Source organism: Mesorhizobium sp. M8A.F.Ca.ET.181.01.1.1 (assembly GCF_004792025.1).
GTDB lineage: Bacteria > Pseudomonadota > Alphaproteobacteria > Rhizobiales > Rhizobiaceae > Mesorhizobium.
Genome location: NZ_SRTV01000009.1, coordinates 167,855 through 187,776 on the forward strand (window position 1 = coordinate 167,855; position 19,922 = coordinate 187,776).

Genomic DNA, 19,922 nt, shown 5'->3' on the forward strand with positions numbered 1-19,922 from the left:
ATGACCATGAGCAACCTTGCCTATGACGCCACCGTGGAGGGCGGTGATACCTCGCTGCAGGACGTCGCCGCGATGCAGGCGTTGCGGCCGGTTCCGCGTATTTCGATCCAGGCATTCTGCGAGACGGAGGGCGTTGCCAATCCGGTCCAGCGCGCCGGCGAGGACCGCCGCATGACCAAGGCGCATCTCAAGGTCCATATGGGCGGCGTCCCCACGGCAATCGAGTTCTACCAGTCGGCGCCGACACCGAACCTGATCCTGCTGGAATCGCGCAGCGAACCCAAGCAATTGCTGGAGCAGCTCGCCCAGCTTTCGGAATATTGCGATCCATCCTCGAAAGTGGTGGTGATCGGCCATTACAATGATGTTGGTCTCTATCGCGAGCTCATCCGCTCCGGCATCTCCGAATATGTCATCGCGCCGGTGTCGATGGCCGACGTCGTCAGCGTCGTCTCGTCGATCTTCGTCGATCCGGAAGCTGAACCGCTCGGTCGCTCGGTCGCCTTCGTCGGCGCCAAGGGTGGCGTCGGCTCTTCCACGATCGCCCACAATGTTGCCTGGGCAATGTCCTCCCTGTTCAAATCCGAGGTCGTTGTGGCCGACCTCGATCTCGCCTTCGGCACCGCCAACATCAATTTCGATCAGGATCCGGCCCAAGGCATCGCCGAGGCTGTGTTCTCGCCCGAGCGCATCGACGAAGTCTATCTCGACCGGCTGCTGACCCAATGCGCCGAGCATCTGTCGCTGCTCGCGGCGCCCTCGACGCTGGAACGCGTCTACGACTTCGATCCCGACGCCTTCGCGCAACTTGTCGATACCGCGCAGCGCAGCGTGCCGCTCCTTGTTCTCGACGTTCCCCATGTCTGGACGGGATGGGCCAAGAACACGCTGGTCAAGGCCGACGAAATCGTCATCACGGCGACGCCGGAGCTGGCCAATCTGCGCAACACAAAGAACCTGGTCGACATGCTCAAGCGGCTTCGCCCGAACGACCCGCCGCCGAAATTGATCATCAACCAGGCCGGCATACCCAAGCGGCCGGAGATCTCGCCATCCGATTTCGCCGAGCCGCTCGGCCTGACGCCGATGTCGGTCATCGGCTTTGATCCCTTGCTGTTCGGCAATGCCGCGAACAACGGGCGCATGCTGGGCGAGATGGATGCCAAGAACCCGGTTGTGGCCACGATCAACGAGATTGCTCATGTGCTGACCGGCCGCAGCGAAATCAGGGCGAAAAAGAAGGCTGGCCTGGGCAGTCTGCTCGGCAAGCTCTCGCGCAACAAGAAGTGACGAAATGGGGTCGGTAGTCGGTCATGTTCGGTAAAAGAGGCAACGACGACGGCAACCGGTTCAAGCCGGAATTTCGCCAGCCGGCGCCGGCACCGGCGCCGGTCGCGCCGGCCGCCGCGGTTTCGGTGGACACAGCGGTTCTTGCCCGGCCCGCGGCCACGCCGCAGCCGAGCGCGCCTGTCGCGCCACCCGCCAGGCGCGCGGTCGAGGCGCCACCGATGGCGCCGGAACCGAGGAGAGGCCGCGAAAAGAGCGAAACCTATTACGATACCAAGAGCCAGGTTTTCTCGGCCCTGATCGATACGATCGACCTGTCGCAACTCGCCAAGCTCGATCCCGAAAGCGCCCGCGAGGAAATCCGCGACATCGTCAACGATATCATCGCGATCAAGAACTTCGCGATGTCGATCGCCGAGCAGGAAGAACTGCTCGAGGACATCTGCAACGACGTGCTTGGCTATGGGCCGCTTGAGCCGCTGCTCGCGCGCGACGACATCGCCGACATCATGGTCAACGGGTCCAAGAACGTCTACATCGAAGTCAACGGCAAGGTCGAACAGACCGGCATCCGCTTCCGCGACAACCAGCAGTTGCTCAACATCTGCCAGCGCATCGTCAGCCAGGTCGGCCGCCGCGTCGACGAATCCAGCCCGATCTGCGACGCCCGTCTTCCCGACGGATCGCGGGTCAACGTCATTGCACCGCCGCTGGCCATCGACGGCACCGCGCTCACCATCCGCAAATTCAAGAAAGACAAGCTGACGCTCGACCAGCTGGTCAAGTTCGGCGCCATCTCTCCGCAGGGAGCCGAAGTTCTCAAGATCATCGGCCGCGTCCGCTGCAACATCGTCATTTCGGGCGGCACCGGCTCCGGCAAGACGACATTGCTCAATTGCCTGACCAACTACATCGACCGTGATGAGCGCGTCATCACCTGCGAGGACTCGGCCGAACTGCAACTGCAGCAGCCGCATGTCGTGCGCTTGGAAACGCGTCCCCCCAACCTCGAGGGCGAGGGCGAGGTGACGATGCGCGACCTGGTCAAGAACTGCCTGCGCATGCGGCCCGAACGCATCATCGTCGGCGAAGTGCGCGGACCCGAGGTCTTCGACCTTCTGCAGGCGATGAACACCGGCCATGACGGCTCGATGGGAACGATCCACTCCAACAGCCCGCGCGAATGCCTGAACCGCATCGAATCCATGATCGCCATGGGCGGCTATTCGCTGCCGCAGAAAACCGTGCGCGAAATCGTCGTCGGCTCCATCGACGTGATCATCCAGGCGGCTCGCCTGCGCGATGGATCGCGCCGCATCACCCATATCACCGAAGTGATCGGGATGGAGGGCGACGTCATCATCACGCAGGATATCGTCCTCTACAACATCAAGGGCGAGGACGCCAACGGCAGGTTGCTGGGTGAACACGTCTCGACCGGCATCGGCCGCCCCCATTTCTGGGAGCGGGCTCGATACTATGGCGAGGAGCAGCGTCTCGCCACGGCGCTCGAAGCCATGGAGAAACGTGCTGACTGACGCATCCGCGGGCGTGAAGGTTCAGGTCGATGTTTGGAATTGACGGCACCGTATTGGCGTTTGTCGTGCTCGCCGGCTTCAGCGCCGGCGCGGTCGCCTATGCATTTCTGTTCAACCAGATCAGCAATGAGAAACAGGCCGGAAAGCGGCTTGAAACGATCAAGGCCGCCGAAACGGACCGCTCTGTCGTCAAGGCGACGCGCGACCGCGCGGCGGACGCGGCCAAGCGCCGTAAATCGGTGCAGGATTCCCTGAAGGAGCTCGACGAGAAGCAGAAGACCAAGGACACCGCCGTCAAGAAGCCGCCGCTGAAAGCCCAGCTTCGCCAGGCTGGGATGAAGGTGCCGATCGAGCGTTTCTATATCTATTCGGCCATATGCGGCCTCGCGCTGACAATCGTCGCGTTCATGGTCGGTGCGCCGATGATCGTATTGCCCGGTATATTGCTCGCCGGAGCGCTCGGCTTGCCGCGTTGGTTCGTTTCTTTTCGTCGTACCCGCCGCGTCAAGGCGTTCCTCAACGAATTTCCAAACGCGCTCGATATCATCGTCCGGGCGGTCAAGTCCGGCCTGCCGCTGAACGACGCCGTGCGCCTGATCGCCAATGAATCCCCTGAGCCCGTGAAGACCGAGTTTCGCCGAATAGTCGATTCGCAGCAGATGGGCCTGTCGATCCCCGACGCGACCTTGCGCATGCCCGAAACCATGCCATGCACCGAGGCGAGTTTCTTCGGCATCGTCATCCAGATCCAGTCGCAGGCCGGCGGCAATCTCTCCGAGGCGCTGGGCAACCTTTCGCGCGTGTTGCGCGACCGCAAGAAGATGAAGGCCAAGGTCGCGGCGCTGTCGATGGAAGCGAAAGCATCCGCCGCCATCATCGGCGCCTTGCCGTTCATCGTCGCCTTTCTCGTCTATCTCTCCAGTCCCAACTATTTGATGCCGCTGTTCACGACCAGCGTCGGTCATCTGATACTCGGTTTCGCCGCCGTCTGGATGTCGATCGGCATCTTCGTGATGCGCAAGATGATGAACTTCGAAGTCTAGGGCCGGGGCATGACCGAACAAGTCATCAAATCACTGACGGATCCCAGCTTCCTGATTGCTCTGCTGGTCGCCATCGCAGTGTTCGCAACCGTCTTTACGCTGCTGCCGGCGATCGGCGGAAACCAGCTCAAGGCGCGCATGAAATCGGTCGCGCTAGAGCGTGATGAGCTTCGCGCCAAGCAGCGCGCGCGGCTCGCGAACGAGGCCGATCGGCGCCGCAAGGGTCTGCGCGAGCAACAGTCGGTCGGCATGCGCAACATCGTCGACCGGCTCGATCTGCGGCGTGCGTTGGCCGACGAGGCCACCTTGCAAAAGCTCAAGGTTGCCGGCTTTCGCGGGCAGAATCCGCTAACGCGTTTTCTGTTCTTCCGCCTGGTGCTTCCTTTTGTCGGCTTCGCGCTTGGTCTGTTCTATATCTTCGTGCTCGGCGGATTGCCCGACAAGCCATTGGTGATCCGGCTGTTCGTCTGCGTCCTGGTTGCCTATGGCGGCTTCTATGCTCCGGTCCTCTACGTCAACAACCGCGCGACCAAGCGCAAGCAGTCGATCCAGATGGCGTGGCCGGATGCGCTCGACCTGATGCTGATCTGCGTGGAGTCCGGCATGTCGGTGGAAGCCGCGCTGCGTAAGGTCGCCGACGAGATCGGCGCGCAGTCGGTGGCCCTGGCGGAAGAATTCATCCTGACCAACGCCGAACTCTCCTATCTGCAGGAACGCAAGCAGGCTTATGAGAACCTGGCCGGCCGCACGGGACTGGAATCGGTCAAGTCGGTGTCGCAGGCGCTCGTCCAGGCCGAGCGCTACGGCACGCCGGTGGCGCACGCGCTGCGCGTGCTTGCCAGCGAAAGCCGCGACATGCGCATGAACGCCGCCGAAAAAAAGGCCGCCGCCCTGCCGCCCAAGCTCACCGTGCCGATGATCTTGTTCTTCCTGCCGGTGCTGTTCGCCATCATCCTGGGGCCGGCGGGCATCCAGGTCAGCCAGCGCGGCATCTTCGGCGATCACTCCGGCGGGGCCGCGTCGACCAGCCAGTAGACCAACGCAGAACTCGTCCGCGCAAACAAAAAGCCGCGCTGCAGGGGGGCGCGGCTTTTCTACGATTTTCGGTAAGCTCGAGGTGATCAGTTGGTGGCGGTTTTCGGCGGTTTCGCCTTGTCCTGATCCTTGAGCTGGCTCCAGGCGTTCTGCTGGGCCAGCATCTGCCTGAGATAGGCAACATTGGCCTGTGCCTGTTCGGGCGAAAGTTCCTGCGAGGCGATCTTCTCGGCTTCGTCGAAACGGCCCTGCAGGCCGACAACGAGTGCCAGGTTCTGGCGTACCCGGCTGTCGGCGTTCGGTTGCTGGGCGGCCGACCGCATATAGGTCTCGGCGGTGCGCAGATCCCCTTCCAGCACATAGGACATGCCGAGATTGGAAAGGATCGAAGGCTCGTTGGGCTTGAGTTCGAGCGCCTTGCGGTAAAGCTGGCGCGCGTCATCCTTCTGGTTGAGCTGGTCAAGTATGGCCGCTTCGGCGGAGACCAGCCTCCAGTCGGGATATTCCGGCGTCTGCGCGCGGCGCACCGCGTCGAGCGCCGCCTCGAACTGGCCGTTGGCGGCCAGCGCCTTGCCATAGGCGGCGAGTACGTCGCGGTCCTTCGGATAGGCGATCGCCAGCTTGCGCATCACCGCAAGCGACTGGTCGGCATCGCCATCCATCTGCAGCGCCGCCGCGAAGTTGGTCGCGATGCGCTTGTCGTTGGGGTTCCTGGCGTAGGATTGGCCGAGTGCGGCGGTGGCATTGTGCAGTTCTCCCGCCGACATCGTCTCCAGCGGCTTGCCGCTGGTGCGTCCGATCGAGCCGGTGGTGAGCTTGTCGGTCGCGCATCCCGCGACACCTGCCGCGAGCGCCAGCATGAATGCCGTGGTGATGAGCCGTTTTCCCCGGATGTCTATCGTGCGGTTGGTCGGCATCGGCACCCTGGGCCTCCATTCATGCGCGTGGCCATTGCGTGGCCATCTTCCCTCCAGCAGAAATATTCTGTTAACCCTAACGGAGGGTTAAGAAGCGCCGACTCGGGGCGAGCTCGGCAGGAGAAACATCTGATGGCTGTGGAACTGGTCGAGAACAAGCTGAAGAACCCACTGCCGGTCCATCTGGTCGGCAGGGACGGCCTGGAGGCGGCCGGTCTGTCGCCGTCTATTGTCGCTTGGGCCAGGGCAAACGGCTTTTCCGGCGAGGCCGGCAGGACGCTGGTCGTGCCCGGCGAGAACGGAGCGCTCGGCGGCGCCATGTTCGGTCTTGGCGACGGCGAGGGCGCGCTCGGCCTGGGCGCGCTGTCGAAAACCTTGCCGGAAGGCGACTGGCACTTCGCCTCGGCGCCGGCCGAGCCGGAGTTGGCGGCGATCGCGTTGGCGCTCGGCGGCTATGTCTTTACCCGCTACGGCAAGAAGCCGGTCAAGGCGCTGCGCTTCGAATTGCCGGCCGGCGTCGATGCGCAGCGCGTTCGCCGCATCGCCGATGGCGTTTTCCTGACGCGCGATCTGATCAACACACCGACCAACGATATGGGGCCGGACGATCTGGAGAGGGCAGTGCGGGCCTTGGCTGGGACCCACAAGGCCGAAGTCTCCGTCATCAAGGGTGACGACCTGCTCACACAGAACTTCCCGATGATCCACGCCGTCGGCCGCGCCTCGTCCGGCGCGCCGCGCTTGATCGACATGACATGGGGGCAGCAAGGGGCGCCGAAGGTGACCCTGGTCGGCAAGGGTGTCTGCTTCGACACTGGCGGCCTCGACATCAAGCCGTCCTCGGGCATGCTGTTGATGAAGAAGGACATGGGCGGCGCCGCCAATGTGCTGGGCCTGGTTTCGATGATCATGGCCGCCGGGCTCAACGTACGGCTGCGGGTGCTGATCCCCGCGGTCGAGAATTCGATTGCCGGCAACGCTTTCCGGCCCGGTGACGTGCTGGCGAGCCGCAAGGGTATATCAGTCGAGATCGGCAACACGGACGCCGAGGGGAGGCTGGTGCTGGGCGATGCGCTGGCGCTGGCCGACGAGGAGGAACCGCGGCTCCTGGTCGACATGGCGACCCTGACCGGAGCCGCCCGCGTCGCGCTCGGCCCCGACCTGCCGCCCTTCTACACCGATGACGAGGCGCTTGCCTCGGAGCTGGCGGCGGCATCGCTGGCGGTCGAGGATCCGCTGTGGCGCATGCCGCTATGGCGGCCCTACGATGCGAAACTGTCGTCGAAGATCGCCGACATCAACAACGTCACCACGGACGGTTTCGCCGGTTCCATCACCGCGGCGCTGTTCCTCAAGCGCTTCGTCGAGAAGACCGCGAGCTGGGCGCATTTCGATATCTTTGCCTGGAACCCCGCCGATCGCCCCTACGGCCCCGCCGGTGGCGAGGCGCAAGGCATCCGGGCGCTGGAGCGGATCATCTCGACGCGTTATGGCTGATGGCCGCAACCAGAGCAGGCAAATTGCTGATACTGAAACGGAACCGAAACAATTTGCCGTCATGATGGCGCGATGTCGATTGCGATGCGCCCGAGCCAGGCCTTGCGACTGTGGCAGCAAGTGATGCTGTCACAGGTGCGCGAGGATGCGCCCGATCTCACCATGCGTCAGACGGCGATCCTGTTCACCATCTATCTCGATCCGCCGCCGCATACGGTGCGCGGTCTTGCCGCCCGCCTCAACGTCACCAAGCCGGTCATCACACGTGCGCTCGATACGATGGGCGCGCTGAAACTGGTGTCGCGCCATCGCGACGAGCTCGACAAGCGCAATGTCCTGATCAAGCGCACCGTTGAAGGCGCGCTCTTTGTCGAACGCTTCGGCGATGGTATCATTGCCAAGGCCCACGAACTGCCGATCTGACTGTATTGCCCATTCAACAGGGTTGCCGATTTTGACCGCTCACGACGCACGCCTTCATGCTTTCCGCTCCGATCTCGCCGATGCCAGGTTGAAAGGAGAAGTCGCTGCCGACCGTTTCGTCGCGGGCCGGCCAGCGCGGATTTCGGTGCCGGTGGCCGATATCCGCAAGGCGCCCAAGTTGGAGTCGGGTGTCAACACGCAAGCTCTGTTCGGCGACGATGTCCTGGTTTTCGAGGACAGAGAAGGCTGGGCCTGGATCCAGGCCGAGCGAGACGGCTATGTCGGCTATGTCGCCGACACCATGCTGGGCGGGCGGGACCATGCGTCCACCCATATTGTCTCGGTGCCGCGTACGTTCCTTTATCCCGGTCCGGATCTGCGCTTTCCGATCGCCGGGCAACTGTCGATGGGATCGACCGTAACGGTGACGGGTGCCGCGGAAACACGCGGCACGCACTATGCCCTGCTGCCGTCGGGTGAAGCCATGATCGCAGGCCATCTGCGGCCGATCGGCGAAGTGGCCGACGACTATGTGTCCGTGGCCGAGACATTTCTCGGCACGCCCTATCTGTGGGGCGGTGTTTCCGGCTTCGGCATCGATTGCTCCGGCCTGGTGCAACTGGCCATGCGCATGGCCGGCAGGGAGGTGCTGCGCGATTCCGACATGCAGGCCGCTTCGGTCGGCGAGCCGCTCGAGCCGGGCCCCGATTTTTCGGGGTTGCGACGTGGTGACCTGGTGTTCTGGAAAGGTCACGTCGCCATCATGACCGACGCCCAAACCATGATCCACGCCAACGGCCACACCATGCTGGTATCGCGCGAAGGGCTGAAGGAAGCGGTCGCCCGCATCGGCTATCTCTATGGCGGACCGACGGGGTTTCGGCGGCCGTAAGGCTTTTTTTCGATCCCCTTTTGTTCCGATTCTGCTTGGCGATTGCGCGCCGCCGCGCTACCTCTGGCGGGTGACCGAGCTGCCGCGCCTCGCCGACCAGAATGCCGCCGTCGTCTTGCCCGAGCCATTCGTAAAATGGTTCGGCGAGAAGGGCTGGTCGCCGCGCGCGCATCAGATCGAACTGCTGGCGAAAGCCCAGGCCGGGCAATCGGTGCTGTTGATCGCGCCGACCGGCGCCGGCAAGACGCTGGCCGGCTTCCTGCCGTCGCTGACCGAACTGGCCGTCAGGCCGAGGCGAAAACCAGGCCAGGCGCGGCGCGGCATCCACACGCTGTACATCTCGCCGCTGAAGGCACTGGCCGTCGACATCGAGCGCAATCTCGGCAAGCCGGTCGAGGAGATCGGCCTGCCGGTCACCATCGAAACGCGCACCGGCGACACCCCCGCCCACAAGCGCCAGCGCCAGAAGCTTGCGCCGCCCGACATCCTGCTCACCACACCAGAGCAACTGGCCTTGCTGATCGCGGCAGGCGATGCGAGGCGCTTCTTCGAGGATTTGCGCTATGTCGTGCTCGACGAATTGCATTCGCTGGTGACGTCGAAGCGCGGCCATCTGCTGGCGCTTGGGCTGGCGCGGCTGCGCAGCTTCGTCCCTGGCCTGCAGACGATCGGGCTGTCGGCGACGGTGGCCGAGCCGGACGAATTGCGGCGCTGGCTGGTCAGCCAGAACCCACCCGGTGACATGGCGGAATTGATCACCGTGACGGGTGGGGCGAAGCCGGAAATCTCGATCCTCGATTCCGAGGAGCGCGTGCCGTGGGCGGGGCACTCGGCGCGCTACGCCACGCCGGAAATCTACCGCGAGATCAAGCGCCACAAGACGACCTTGCTGTTCGTCAACACACGCAGCCAGGCGGAGCTGCTGTTCCAGGAGCTGTGGCGCGTCAACGAGGATACCTTGCCGATCGCCCTGCATCATGGCTCGCTCGACGTCGCCCAGCGCCGGCGTGTCGAAAAGGCAATGGGCGACAACGCATTGCGCGCCATCGTCGCCACCTCGACGCTCGATCTCGGCATCGACTGGGGCGATGTCGACCTGGTCGTGCATGTCGGCGCGCCAAAGGGGGCCAGCCGGCTTGCGCAGCGCATCGGCCGCGCCAACCACCGCATGGACGAGCCGTCGAAGGCGATCCTGATTCCCGCCAACCGTTTCGAGGTGCTGGAATGCCGGGCCGCGCTCGACGCCAATTATCTCGGCGCGCAGGATACGCCGCCGCTGGTCAATGGCGGGCTCGACGTGCTGGCGCAGCATGTGCTGGGCTGCGCCTGCGGCGCACCGTTCCGCGCCGATGACCTCTATGAAGAGGTGCGAACGGCGGCACCCTATGCCGGCCTCGATCGTCCGACTTTCGACCGTGTCATCGATTTCGTCGCCACCGGCGGCTACGCGTTGAAGAATTACGAGCGCTACGCCCGCATCCGCCTGAACAAGGATGGGATGTGGCGCGTGTCCAATCCGCGCGTCGCCCAGCAATACAGGCTGAATGTCGGCACCATCATCGAGGTGCCGGCGCTCAATGTGCGCTACGTCAAGGCCGGCAGAAAAGGCGCGGCGTCGCACGGCGGCCGCGTGCTCGGCAAGATCGAGGAGGCGTTCCTCGAAACCTTGACGCATGGCGACACCTTCATGTTTGCCGGCAAGGTGCTGCGCTTCGAAGGTATCCGCGAGAATGAGTGCTTCGTCTCGAATGCGCCCGGCAGCGACGCCAAGGTGCCCTATTATGGCGGCGGCAAGTTTCCGCTGTCGACGTACCTTGCCGAACAGGTCCGCATCATGCTCGACGATCCGCAGCGTTGGAAGAAGCTGCCGGAGCAGGTGGCCGACTGGCTGCGGTTTCAGTCGGACAAATCGATGCTCCCCAAGCGCGACGATTTGCTGATCGAGACTTTTCCGCGCGGCAACCGCCATTATCTGGTCGCCTATCCCTTCGAGGGCAGGCTGGCGCACCAGACGCTTGGCATGCTGCTCACCCGTCGCCTCGACAGGGCGGGCGCCAGGCCGCTTGGCTTCGTCGCCACCGACTATGCCTTGGCCATATGGTCGCTGGGCGACATGAGCGCCATGTTCAAAGCCAGGAAACCTTCACTCGGCGCGCTCTTCGATCAGGATATGCTGGGCGACGATCTCGAAGCCTGGCTGGCCGATAGCTGGCTTCTCAAGCGCACCTTCCGCAACTGCGCGCTGATCTCGGGCCTGATCGAAAAACGCCACCCCGGCCAGGAGAAGAGCGGCCGCCAGGTCACGGTGTCGACCGACCTGATCTACGATGTGCTGCGCAGCCATGAGCCGGACCACATCCTGCTTCAGGCGACGCGTGCCGATGCGGCGACCGGCCTGCTCGATGTCAGCAGACTTGCGGACATGCTCTCGCGCATCCAGGGTCGAATCATGCATAAGGCCCTCGAACAGATATCGCCGCTTGCCGTGCCGATCATGCTCGAGATCGGCAAGATGCCGGTCAATGGCGAGGCCGATGAAACGCTGCTGATGGATGCGGCGACGCTGGTCGAGGAGGCCATGGGGCCCGGGATGGTTGACGAATGACCTTTTCGCTGGCGCGCGCATCGCTGATCGCCGAGGCCGACCTTGTCGGCATCGCGGGCGCGCGCGCGGTCTGCGATCCGCGCGGCGTGCTCTATTTTCCCGAGCTCAAGCTGCTGACAGTATCGGACCTGCATCTGGAGAAGGGCTCGTCGCTGGCCAGGCGCGGCACACTGATCCCGCCCTACGATACCGGCGCGACCCTGCTGCGATTGCAGGCGGTGATATCGGACTACCAGCCGTCGATCGTCATCAGCCTGGGTGACAGTTTCCACGATGGCGGCGGCGCCAAGCGCATGCATTCGAGCTTTCGCGAACGGCTGGAGGCGCTGATGGCAGGCCGTGACTGGTTCTGGGTCGCCGGCAATCACGACCCGGAGGCGCCGGCGGACCTGCCCGGCGAGACCGTGCGGGAACTGGCCATAGGTTCCCTGCTGTTCCGGCACGAGCCGTCGAAGGTGCGGGTCGAGGGCGAGATTTCAGGCCACCTGCATCCCTGCGCGCGCATCGTGCAGCGCGGTCGTTCGGTGCGGCGGCGCTGTTTCGCGGGCGACGGCGGCCGCATGATCATGCCGGCTTTCGGTGCCTATACCGGCTCGCTCAACGTGCTCGACCGCGCCTATGCCGGCTTGTTCCGGCTGGAGTCGCTGATGGCTTACATGCTTGGCACTGACCGCATCTTCGCCATCTCCGGTTCGATGCTGCGGCCGGGTTGAGGGTCGCCGCCTGGTCTTGGTGAAGCTCAAGTCTTCTTAAGCGCAGCATGAATGCGGTCAAGTGCTTCTTCCGCGCCGCGGTATCCCTGCGCTGCCGAGCGTTTTAACCATTGGATGGCAAGGTCATCATTCTGCTCAACCCCAACACCTTTGAGATACATCAATGCCACGTTGAATTGCGCCTTGCTGTCATTCAGTTGCGCAGCCTTTTCGTACCAATAGAAGGCTAGCTTGGGGTTCTTATCTACAATCTCGCCGGTCAGGTAAGCCACGCCCAAATTAATTTGCGCGTCAACATTACCTTGCTCAGCTGCTTTGGTTAACCAAAGTACCGCATCGGAACCACTTTTGGGCACTCCCGTCCCAGAAAAATACGCGTATCCAAGATACTGCTGAGCTTCGGGCAAACCTCGGATCGCCGCCTTGCGCCATAGCTCCGCCGCTTTGGAATCATCCTGCTGAACGCCCTTGCCCCAGGAGTACAAAAGTCCAAGGTTCAACTCGGCCACTGCCATGTCTTGATCCGCCGCCTTGCCCCACCATTCGGCAGCTTTGGAATAATCCAGTGGAACACCCAGTCCTCTGGAATACAGAAATCCGACGTTAAATTGGGCAATGGCATCACCCTTTTGGGCGAGAGCCGTCCATTCTTTGTACGCTTCTGAATAATTATTCGCTTTAAAGGCGGCTTCGGCTTCGAGCGCGCCTGCTATTAAATTGCAGGGTGCAAGGATAAACATACATGCGGCGAACAAGCCGAGTGCGAGATAGGTCGGAGAGCGGAAGGCAGCGAGATTCATCGCCTTGAACTACGAATAGAGAACTGGAGCATTCTGGATTTAAAGGATAGTATCGACTCCGCTGTCAACAATAATGCCGAATTTTACTGTCGCTCAGAGAGCTGGCGGAAGTCATTTTCGGCTGTCCTATCGTCCATAATAAAGCGTGACGGTGTGCTTCGCCTCGGCGAAGAACAGCCAGCGTTCGACCAGCATGCCGGTGAACTGGACGATTGCAGCGAGCCCTGAAGAGACCGCCGCAAACGGCCACGGCAAGGCGAAGGCGGCAATCAGCAGCAAGCTTGGCAAGCCGAACGCCAGCGCTTGCGCGATCCGGCGCAGCTTCGCGCTGTGCTTGCGTGCGATGCGGAAGCCCATTTCCTTGAGCAGGTAGTTTTCCTCGGTATGCGGCCATTCCAGGGATCGCACCGTGCCGCCGGAGAGTCCGGTAGCGGTGTTCGCGTTGGTCGCGATTTCAAGCTGGTCATTGTAGCGCCAGGTCGCCAGCTTCCAGCCCCAGCCGAGCAAGGTGATCAGTACCGAAGTGGCGAGCAGGACAGTCGAGCCGAGCGCAAAGCCTTGCAGCAGGGCATTCACGAGCACGCAGCCGCTCATCGCCGAGAAGATGAGATAGCCGGGCAAGGTGTAGGGGCTATGCCATTGGGCAATCGGCTTCAGCGACGCATAGATCATGCCGGTCATGCAGACCGTGACAATGGCACCGAGGCTGGCCAGAACGCCCGCGGCCGCCACCCAGCCATCGAGGCGGCCAAGGAAGACCCAGCCCATGCCGAAGAGGCCTGCGGGAATGAAGGTGGCGACCGACGCGACGCCTTCGCGCGACAGCCATGAACTGCGCCATTGCGAGAACGCCCGCCAGGCACGTTCAGGTCTGCCGAGATGGCGGGTCGATGACAGCAGGCCGGCCGCGATCAGGCCGAGCGCCAGCCCCATGCCGACGAAGGCCGGCCAGAAATCGGGCGTGATGAGGCCGAGCGGGCCGAGCACGCCAAGCAGCGCGAGCAGGCCGTAGCCGGCACCGGTGGCGGTGGTGAAGAAGACGACGGAGAAGGCGGGATGCATGGGCTAGTTCGAGAGCATGCGGTCGACCCAGCCAAGGAAACCGCCCTCGGCCCGTACCGGCTCCAGCGCGGGAGCGGCCACCGATGCGGCGCGCTGTGTATGGGCGCGCGGCGGCAGGTATTTGTTGGTGGGGCGATAGCCGAGTTCGGGCATGAGGTCGACCCCGCCGCGCTCCGCCACCAGTTGCGAGACGGCGGATTGGGGATCGCCGAGATCGCCGAAATGCCGGGCGCTGGTCGGGCAGGCGGCGACGCAGGCCGGCACGCGGTCTCCTTCGGCCAGATTGTCGTTGTAGATGCGGTCGACGCAGAGCGTGCATTTCTTCATCACGCCGACATCCGTGTCGAACTCGCGCGCGCCGTAAGGGCACGCCCAGCTGCACAATTTGCAACCGATGCACTTGTCCTCGTCGATCAGCACGATGCCGTCCGAGGCGCGTTTGTAGGAGGCGCCCGTCGGACAGACGGTGACGCAGGCCGGCGTCTCGCAATGCAGGCAGGAGCGCGGGAAGTTCACCGTGCGCCCGCCCATCTCGGTGATGTGCTCGTAGCTGTGCACGCGGTTGAACCAGACGCCGTCGACATGGCCGCCGTAGGGGTCGATGTCGGTCAGCGGCGCCATGTGGCCGCCGGTGTTCCATTCCTTGCAGGCGGTGACGCAGGCCTGGCAGCCGACGCAGGTGTCGAGGTCGATGACGAGACCGAGCCTTTTGTCCGTGTGAGAGGGCAAGCAGGTCATTCGGCGGCTTCTCTCTTTTGGCGGAATTCGGCGCCGAAGCGAAGTATGTCCGGCACGGGCTCGAGATTTGGCGGCTGGTGGAAACGCTCGAATTGCGGTTCGGTGAAGCCGGCCTCTTCCGCCGCGCATTTGACGATGCGCACCCTGAGATCGAACCATGCCGCCTGGCCGGTCACCGGATCGGAATTCGAATAGCGCCTGCCGTTGGCATCGGCAGAGGTCTGGTCGCCGATGATGTGGTTGAGCAGGAAGCCGCGATTGCTTTCGGCGGCATCGTCCTTCAGGCCCCAGCTGCCGCGCCGTTTGCCGATGGCGTTCCAGGTCCACACCGTGCTTTCGTTGACCCCGTCGACCAGCTTGATCTGCCCCTTCACCTTGCCGTTGATGCTCTCGATCCACACCCAGTCGTCATCGACAAGGCCAAGGCCGGCCGCCGTCCGGCGATGCACGAACAACCGGTTCTGGCTGGTGATCTGCCGCAACCACGCGTTTTGCGAACCCCAGGAATGGTACATGTGCATGGGCCGCTGCGTCAGCGCGTGCAGCGGGTATTTTTCCAGGTCCACGGCCGCTTCCTCGAAAGGCATGTACCAGAACGGCAGCGGATCCATGTAGGTCTCGACGCGCTCGCGTTGCGACTGCGGCGGCACCACCCGGCCATGTCCGCGCGCGGCCAGCCGGAAACGCTGCATCGGTTCGGAATAGAGCTGGAAGACGATCGGCTCGGCCTTGGGGATGAAGCCCAGTTGCACCGCGAAGTCGAGATAGGAGCGGTTGGCCATCTTGTAGTAGCGCTGGTCGTCATTGAAGTCGTGATGCCAGAAACCGCCATTGTCGATGTAGCGCTGCAACTGGTTGGGGTTGACGTCGCCCTTGCCGATCGAGATTTCGTCCTTGCCGCGCCAGCCGGCGAGCGGGCCGATGCCGGGCGTGCGTTCGTGATTGACGATGTAGTCGGCGTAGTCGCGGTACTTCGCCGAGCCGTCGTCCTCGACGAAGCCCGGCAAGCCAAGCCGCGCGCCGAGTTCGATCAGCACCGACTGGAACGCCTTGACGTCGCGGTCGGGCTCGACGACGGGATGGCGGATGGCGTCGCCCGGCCCGTCGGCGTGGCTGATCGGCCGGTCGAGCAGGCTGATGCAGTCATGGCGCTCGAGATAGGTGGTGTCGGGCAGCACGAGGTCGGCGAACGGCACGGTCTCGGAATAATAGGCGTCGGAATAGATGATGAAGGGGATCCTGTAGTTGCCCACCTCATCACGGTCGGTGAGCATGGCCATGGTCTCGACCGTGTTCATCGACGAATTCCAGGCCATGTTCGACATGTACATCATCAGCGTGTCGATGGAGTACGGATCGCCGGCCCAGGCGTTGCGGATGACAGTGTGCATCAGGCCATGCGCCGCAAGCGGTGAATCCCAGGAATAGGCCTTGTCGATGCGCAGCGGCGTCCCCGCGTCGTCGACCAGCAGATCGTCGGGTCCACAAACGAAACCGAGCGGCATGCCATCGAGCGGCGTCATCGGCCTCACGTCCTTGCCGCAGGGCTTCGGGCCAGGCGGGGCGGATCTGGGGTAGGGCGGTTTGAAGCGGAAGCCGCCAGGCACATCCACAGTTCCGAGAAGCACCTGCAACAGGTGAATGGCGCGGCAGGTATGGAAGCCGTTGGAATGGGCGGAGATGCCGCGCATGGCATGCATAGAAACGGGCCGACCCTTGATCGTCTCATGCCGGCGCCCGGCCCAATCGGTCCATGCGACCGGCAGTTCGATCGCCTGTTCGAAGGCGACATGGGCAAGTTCGGCGGCGATGCGGCGGATCGTATCGGCGGCAATGCCGCAACGCTCGGCGACCGCGTCGGGCGCGTAGCTCTCGTCGAGATAGCGGTCGGCAATGAGCTGAAATACCGGAACGCACCTGCGCCCGTCGACCGTGAAGCTGCCAGTCAGTGCCGGCTTTGCATCTGGATCGGTTGCGTTGACGGAGGTCTTCGCCACTCGGTCCCAAGCGACAAGAGTGCCGTCGCTGTCGCGCAGAAAAAGCCCATCATCGGCCGCGCCAGGCTCCTGGATAACCAGGACATGCGCGTTGGTGTATCGGAGCAGATAATCGAGATCGACGCGGCCGGCCTTCAAGAGTTCGTGGATGAGCGCGAACACGAACAGGCCGTCGGTGCCGGGCCGGATGCCGATCCAGTCGTCGGCGATCGCGTTGTAACCGGTCCGGCAGGGATTGATCGACACCACCTTGGCGCCGCGCGCCTTGAGTTTGCCCAGGCCGATCTTGATCGGGTTGGAGTCATGGTCCTCGGCGACGCCGAACAGCATGAAGTATTTCGTGTTGTCCCAATCGGGCTCGCCGAACTCCCAGAACGAGCCGCCGATCGTGTAGAGGCCACCGGCTGCCATGTTGACCGAACAGAAGCCGCCATGGGCAGCGAAATTCGGCGTCCCGAACTGGCTCGCCCACCAGCCTGTCAAGGATTGCGACTGGTCACGTCCGGTGAAGAAGGCGAGTTTCTTAGGATCGGTCCGGCGGATCTTCAACAGCCGCTCGGTGGCGATCGAGAAGGCTTCCTCCCACTCGATCTCGCGGAACTCACCCGAGCCGCGCGGGCCGGTGCGCAAGAGCGGCTTCTTCAGCCGGGCCGGGCTGTAGTGCTGCATGATGCCGGAGCTGCCCTTGCCGCAGATCACGCCGCGATTGACCGGATGATCCTTGTTGCCGTTGATGTAGCGGACCTTGCCATCCTTGATGTGCACGTCGATGCCGCAGCGGCAGGCGCACATGTAGCAGGTCGTCTTGGCGATGCTGTCGGAAACATCTGGCGAGGTGTCGACGCCGTCGCCTTCATCGGGCGCCCGCGTGTCGGCAAGCGGGCGTTGCGAGGGGGCCGAATTGGCGCAGCGCGGCCCTTGCATCATGATCCCGGGGTACTCGCGCGGCCGGCGGATTTGGCGCGCGTCTTCGGCCCGGGCCCGCGCATGTAATGCTCTTCCGGGTGATATCGATCACCGGCCAATCGCCGCCGGATGCCGCGGGTCCAATGCGCAAGCAGGGATCTGAACCGCCCGATCATTTTATTCTCTGCGACCTGCAGGCCAATTTTTTCTAACTTCGACTGAAAAAGTAGAATAAAGCTATCGATCCGTCTAATCAGTTGTTCTTGTAAATTCGATCGATATTGGTTCTTAATACAGGCATGACCCTGGACCAGTTGCGCATTTTCGTCGCCGTCGCAGAGCGCGGCCACATGACCAAGGCAGCAGAGCTTCTCGGCATTTCCCAGTCGGCCGCGTCGGCGGCCATTCGCGCGCTGGAAGAGCAGCACGGTGTCCATCTGTTCAACCGCGTCGGCCGCAACATAGAGCTGGCCCAGACCGGCCACCGGTTCCTGCCCGAGGCCAAGGCCGTGCTGGAGCGGGCTGCCGCCGCCCGCAACGTGCTGGAACATGTTTCGCAGACGGTCGCCGGCAGCCTCTCGATCGCCGCCAGCCTGACCATCGCCAGCTACTGGCTGCCGCGCCGGCTGGCCTCCTTCCACGAGGCCTATCCGGCCGTCAGGCTTAGCGTCACCATCGGCAACACGAGGCAGGTCGAGGCCAGCGTGCTCGATGGAACCGCCGATCTCGGCTTGGTCGAAGGGCGCACCGAATCCGACATATTGCGCCGCGCCAAGGTCGATACCGACCGGTTGATGCTGGTCGTTGCCAGCTCCCATCCGCGGATCGCCGAAATCGCGCCGGGCCGCCCCGACATCACGGGCCTGCGCTGGATCATCCGCGAGGGCGGCTCCGGCACGCGCGAGGTGCTGGAGGATCTGGCGCGTCGCGAGGGGATTTCACTTGCCGACCTGCAGATATTCCTGGTGCTGCCCAGCAACGAGGCGGTTCGCCAGGCCGTCGAAGCAGGCGCAGGCGCGACCATCATTTCGGAGCTGGTCGTCGGGCACGCGGTCGCCGAGGGGAGCCTGAGAGCCGTGCCGATCGAATTGCCGAAGCGCGACTTCGCCATGATCACCCATCGCGACCGCCAGGCAAGCCTGGCCCAGATGGCGCTGAAGGCGCATCTGGCTGCAGAGATGAACGGGTCAGGGTAGGATCAGCCGAACTTCCGCTGCGCATCGAGTGCCAGGCCAAGCCCGACCGATCCGAACATGTCGCCGTCTATGACGGAAGCCTGCGGCACCAGCGACAGGATCTCTCGTCTTGCCAGCGGGATCGCGGTCGAGCCTCCGGTCAGGAACACGGCGGTGATGTCCGATGGCTTGACCTGAGCGTCGCGAATGGTCTGACCGACCGTTTCGGTGACCCGCTCGATATCCCTGGCAATCGTGGCCTCCAGCCCGTCGCGCGTGATCCCGGCGGCGAACGCCGCGTCCGGCAGCTTCACCTCCACCTCCGCCGATGACCTGTTGGTCAGTTCTATCTTGGCCTTTTCGACCAGCGCCGCCAGAGCGTGCCCGTAGCGGTGCTCGACGATGTGGATGAAGCGGTCGACCAGGTCGGCACGCACGGCCTCGTAACGGATCTGGCGGAGATGCGTCATCGCCTTGGCGGTATAGACCAGGTTGATGCGCTGCCATGTGGCGAGGTCGATGAAATAGCTGGCCGGCAGATTGCGCTTGCCGTCCTTGGTCGCGGAGAGGTAGCCGAGCTGCGGCATGACATGGGCGATGCTCAGCAACCGGTCGAAATCGGTGCCGCCGATATGGATGCCGCGGCTGGCCAGGATGTCGTCCTTGCGGTCGGTCGATCGCGAGCGCTCCGGCGAGACCCGCACGATCGAGAAGTCGGACGTGCCGCCGCCCATGTCGATGATCAGCGCCAGTTCCTCGCGCGTTACCTTCTGCTCGTAGTCGAGCGCCGCGGCAATCGGCTCGAACTGGAAAGCGATGTGCTTGAAACCCTGGGCACGGGCGGCCTTCTCGAGCTCGCCTTGCGCCTTCGCGTCGGCTTGCGCATCGTCATCGACGAATTGCACCGGGCGGCCGAGCACCACGCTTTCTACCACGCCGCCGGCGTCCTCTTCGAGCCGCGTCTTCAGATGGCCGATGAACAGGCCGATAATGTCGATGAAGCCGATCTGGCGCGCCTTGATACGCGTCTTCTCATGGGCGAGCGAACTGCCGAGCACGCTCTTCAGCGAGCGCATTAGGCGGCCTTCGATGCTGTCGGTATAATCGCCGATCGCGCGACGGCCGAAATAGGTGTGGCCGTCCTCGAAGTCGAAGAACACGGCACTTGGCAAGGTGGGCTGTTCGCCCTCCAGCGGGACCAGCCGCGCCTTGCCGTTCCGGATCACGCCCACCGCGGAATTGGACGTGCCGAAGTCGATGCCGCCGAATGCCCGATGCATTGCAGCCTCCTGTA

16 protein-coding genes are annotated in these 19,922 nt (G+C 63.5%); 10 read left to right on the forward strand and 6 right to left on the reverse strand.

The features are described 5' to 3' along the window. Window positions 1-6: 6 nt before the first annotated feature. The 4 genes from EN824_RS27560 to EN824_RS27575 are packed head-to-tail and all read left to right on the forward strand — an operon-like array spanning window position 7 to window position 4,903. Window positions 7-1,290, forward strand: a complete 1,284-nt coding sequence (locus EN824_RS27560; protein WP_189343568.1) for a CpaE family protein — start codon at window positions 7-9, stop codon at window positions 1,288-1,290. Between the two features lie 23 nt (window positions 1,291-1,313). Next, window positions 1,314-2,825, forward strand: a complete 1,512-nt coding sequence (locus tag EN824_RS27565) for a CpaF family protein (RefSeq protein WP_127870753.1) — start codon at window positions 1,314-1,316, stop codon at window positions 2,823-2,825. A 29-nt stretch (window positions 2,826-2,854) separates the two neighbouring features. Continuing rightward, window positions 2,855-3,868: a type II secretion system F family protein gene (locus EN824_RS27570; RefSeq protein ID WP_127278985.1), complete on the forward strand. Its 1,014-nt coding sequence runs from the start codon at window positions 2,855-2,857 to the stop codon at window positions 3,866-3,868. 9 nt (window positions 3,869-3,877) lie between these two features. Further along, window positions 3,878-4,903 carry a type II secretion system F family protein gene (locus tag EN824_RS27575; RefSeq protein WP_127870754.1) on the forward strand — a complete coding sequence of 342 codons (1,026 nt, stop codon included), beginning with the start codon at window positions 3,878-3,880 and terminating at the stop codon, window positions 4,901-4,903. Window positions 4,904-4,989: 86 nt separating this feature from the next. Here EN824_RS27575 and EN824_RS27580 read toward each other — a convergent pair whose 3' ends face one another. Further along, window positions 4,990-5,820, reverse strand: coding sequence for a tetratricopeptide repeat protein (locus EN824_RS27580; RefSeq protein ID WP_135932930.1), 831 nt, complete (start codon window positions 5,818-5,820; stop codon window positions 4,990-4,992). Between the two features lie 132 nt (window positions 5,821-5,952). On the opposite strand from EN824_RS27580, the gene EN824_RS27585 reads away from it, so the two are divergent. From EN824_RS27585 to pdeM, 5 genes are all read left to right on the forward strand, one after another. Further along, a complete protein-coding gene (locus tag EN824_RS27585) occupies window positions 5,953-7,317 on the forward strand; it encodes a M17 family metallopeptidase (protein ID WP_135932908.1) in 1,365 nt (454 codons plus the stop codon). Window positions 7,318-7,389: 72 nt separating this feature from the next. Beyond that, on the forward strand, window positions 7,390-7,740 hold the full coding sequence (locus EN824_RS27590) for a MarR family winged helix-turn-helix transcriptional regulator (protein WP_015319324.1): 351 nt from the start codon (window positions 7,390-7,392) through the stop codon (window positions 7,738-7,740). Window positions 7,741-7,771: 31 nt separating this feature from the next. Next, window positions 7,772-8,632, forward strand: a complete 861-nt coding sequence (locus EN824_RS27595) for an NlpC/P60 family protein (RefSeq protein ID WP_135932909.1) — start codon at window positions 7,772-7,774, stop codon at window positions 8,630-8,632. Window positions 8,633-8,702: 70 nt separating this feature from the next. Beyond that, window positions 8,703-11,237 (forward strand): ligase-associated DNA damage response DEXH box helicase, encoded by a 2,535-nt coding sequence (locus EN824_RS27600; protein WP_135932910.1) that lies wholly within the window; start codon window positions 8,703-8,705, stop codon window positions 11,235-11,237. Then, window positions 11,234-11,950, forward strand: coding sequence for a ligase-associated DNA damage response endonuclease PdeM (pdeM, locus tag EN824_RS27605; RefSeq protein ID WP_135932911.1), 717 nt, complete (start codon window positions 11,234-11,236; stop codon window positions 11,948-11,950). Before EN824_RS27600 ends, pdeM begins: the two co-directional genes overlap by 4 nt. 26 nt (window positions 11,951-11,976) lie before the next feature. On the opposite strand, the gene EN824_RS27610 is transcribed toward pdeM, so the two are convergent. The 4 genes from EN824_RS27610 to EN824_RS27625 all read right to left on the reverse strand — a co-directional run bounded on the left by EN824_RS27610 (window position 11,977) and on the right by EN824_RS27625 (window position 17,471). Continuing rightward, window positions 11,977-12,750 carry a tetratricopeptide repeat protein gene (locus EN824_RS27610; RefSeq protein ID WP_127280003.1) on the reverse strand — a complete coding sequence of 258 codons (774 nt, stop codon included), beginning with the start codon at window positions 12,748-12,750 and terminating at the stop codon, window positions 11,977-11,979. A gap of 126 nt (window positions 12,751-12,876) precedes the next feature. After that, window positions 12,877-13,812, reverse strand: coding sequence for a DmsC/YnfH family molybdoenzyme membrane anchor subunit (locus tag EN824_RS27615; RefSeq protein ID WP_135932912.1), 936 nt, complete (start codon window positions 13,810-13,812; stop codon window positions 12,877-12,879). 3 nt (window positions 13,813-13,815) lie between these two features. Next, window positions 13,816-14,550, reverse strand: a complete 735-nt coding sequence (locus EN824_RS27620) for a 4Fe-4S dicluster domain-containing protein (protein ID WP_135916870.1) — start codon at window positions 14,548-14,550, stop codon at window positions 13,816-13,818. Next, window positions 14,547-17,471, reverse strand: coding sequence for a molybdopterin oxidoreductase family protein (locus tag EN824_RS27625; RefSeq protein ID WP_135916896.1), 2,925 nt, complete (start codon window positions 17,469-17,471; stop codon window positions 14,547-14,549). The genes EN824_RS27620 and EN824_RS27625 overlap by 4 nt, the downstream gene beginning before the upstream one ends. 281 nt (window positions 17,472-17,752) lie before the next feature. On the opposite strand from EN824_RS27625, the gene EN824_RS27630 reads away from it, so the two are divergent. Beyond that, window positions 17,753-18,649 carry a LysR family transcriptional regulator gene (locus EN824_RS27630; protein WP_135921019.1) on the forward strand — a complete coding sequence of 299 codons (897 nt, stop codon included), beginning with the start codon at window positions 17,753-17,755 and terminating at the stop codon, window positions 18,647-18,649. A 2-nt stretch (window positions 18,650-18,651) separates the two neighbouring features. On the opposite strand, the gene EN824_RS27635 is transcribed toward EN824_RS27630, so the two are convergent. Continuing rightward, complete coding sequence (locus EN824_RS27635) at window positions 18,652-19,908, reverse strand: Hsp70 family protein (protein WP_135932913.1); 1,257 nt, start codon at window positions 19,906-19,908, stop codon at window positions 18,652-18,654. Between the last annotated feature and the right edge of the window lie 14 nt (window positions 19,909-19,922).

Excerpts from the sequence above, each read along its gene's own strand:
- EN824_RS27610 (WP_127280003.1), bottom strand. The coding sequence starts at position 12,750 with ATGAATCTCGCTGCCTTCCGCTCTCCGACCTATCTCGCACTCGGCTTG.
- EN824_RS27570 (WP_127278985.1), top strand. The coding sequence starts at position 2,855 with ATGTTTGGAATTGACGGCACCGTATTGGCGTTTGTCGTGCTCGCCGGC.
- EN824_RS27585 (WP_135932908.1), top strand. The coding sequence starts at position 5,953 with ATGGCTGTGGAACTGGTCGAGAACAAGCTGAAGAACCCACTGCCGGTC.
- EN824_RS27575 (WP_127870754.1), top strand. The coding sequence starts at position 3,878 with ATGACCGAACAAGTCATCAAATCACTGACGGATCCCAGCTTCCTGATT.
- EN824_RS27560 (WP_189343568.1), top strand. The coding sequence starts at position 7 with ATGAGCAACCTTGCCTATGACGCCACCGTGGAGGGCGGTGATACCTCG.
- EN824_RS27625 (WP_135916896.1), bottom strand. The coding sequence starts at position 17,471 with ATGCAAGGGCCGCGCTGCGCCAATTCGGCCCCCTCGCAACGCCCGCTT.
- pdeM (WP_135932911.1), top strand. The coding sequence starts at position 11,234 with ATGACCTTTTCGCTGGCGCGCGCATCGCTGATCGCCGAGGCCGACCTT.
- EN824_RS27635 (WP_135932913.1), bottom strand. The coding sequence starts at position 19,908 with ATGCATCGGGCATTCGGCGGCATCGACTTCGGCACGTCCAATTCCGCG.
- EN824_RS27565 (WP_127870753.1), top strand. The coding sequence starts at position 1,314 with ATGTTCGGTAAAAGAGGCAACGACGACGGCAACCGGTTCAAGCCGGAA.
- EN824_RS27630 (WP_135921019.1), top strand. The coding sequence starts at position 17,753 with ATGACCCTGGACCAGTTGCGCATTTTCGTCGCCGTCGCAGAGCGCGGC.
- EN824_RS27590 (WP_015319324.1), top strand. The coding sequence starts at position 7,390 with ATGTCGATTGCGATGCGCCCGAGCCAGGCCTTGCGACTGTGGCAGCAA.
- EN824_RS27580 (WP_135932930.1), bottom strand. The coding sequence starts at position 5,820 with ATGCCGACCAACCGCACGATAGACATCCGGGGAAAACGGCTCATCACC.
- EN824_RS27615 (WP_135932912.1), bottom strand. The coding sequence starts at position 13,812 with ATGCATCCCGCCTTCTCCGTCGTCTTCTTCACCACCGCCACCGGTGCC.
- EN824_RS27620 (WP_135916870.1), bottom strand. The coding sequence starts at position 14,550 with ATGACCTGCTTGCCCTCTCACACGGACAAAAGGCTCGGTCTCGTCATC.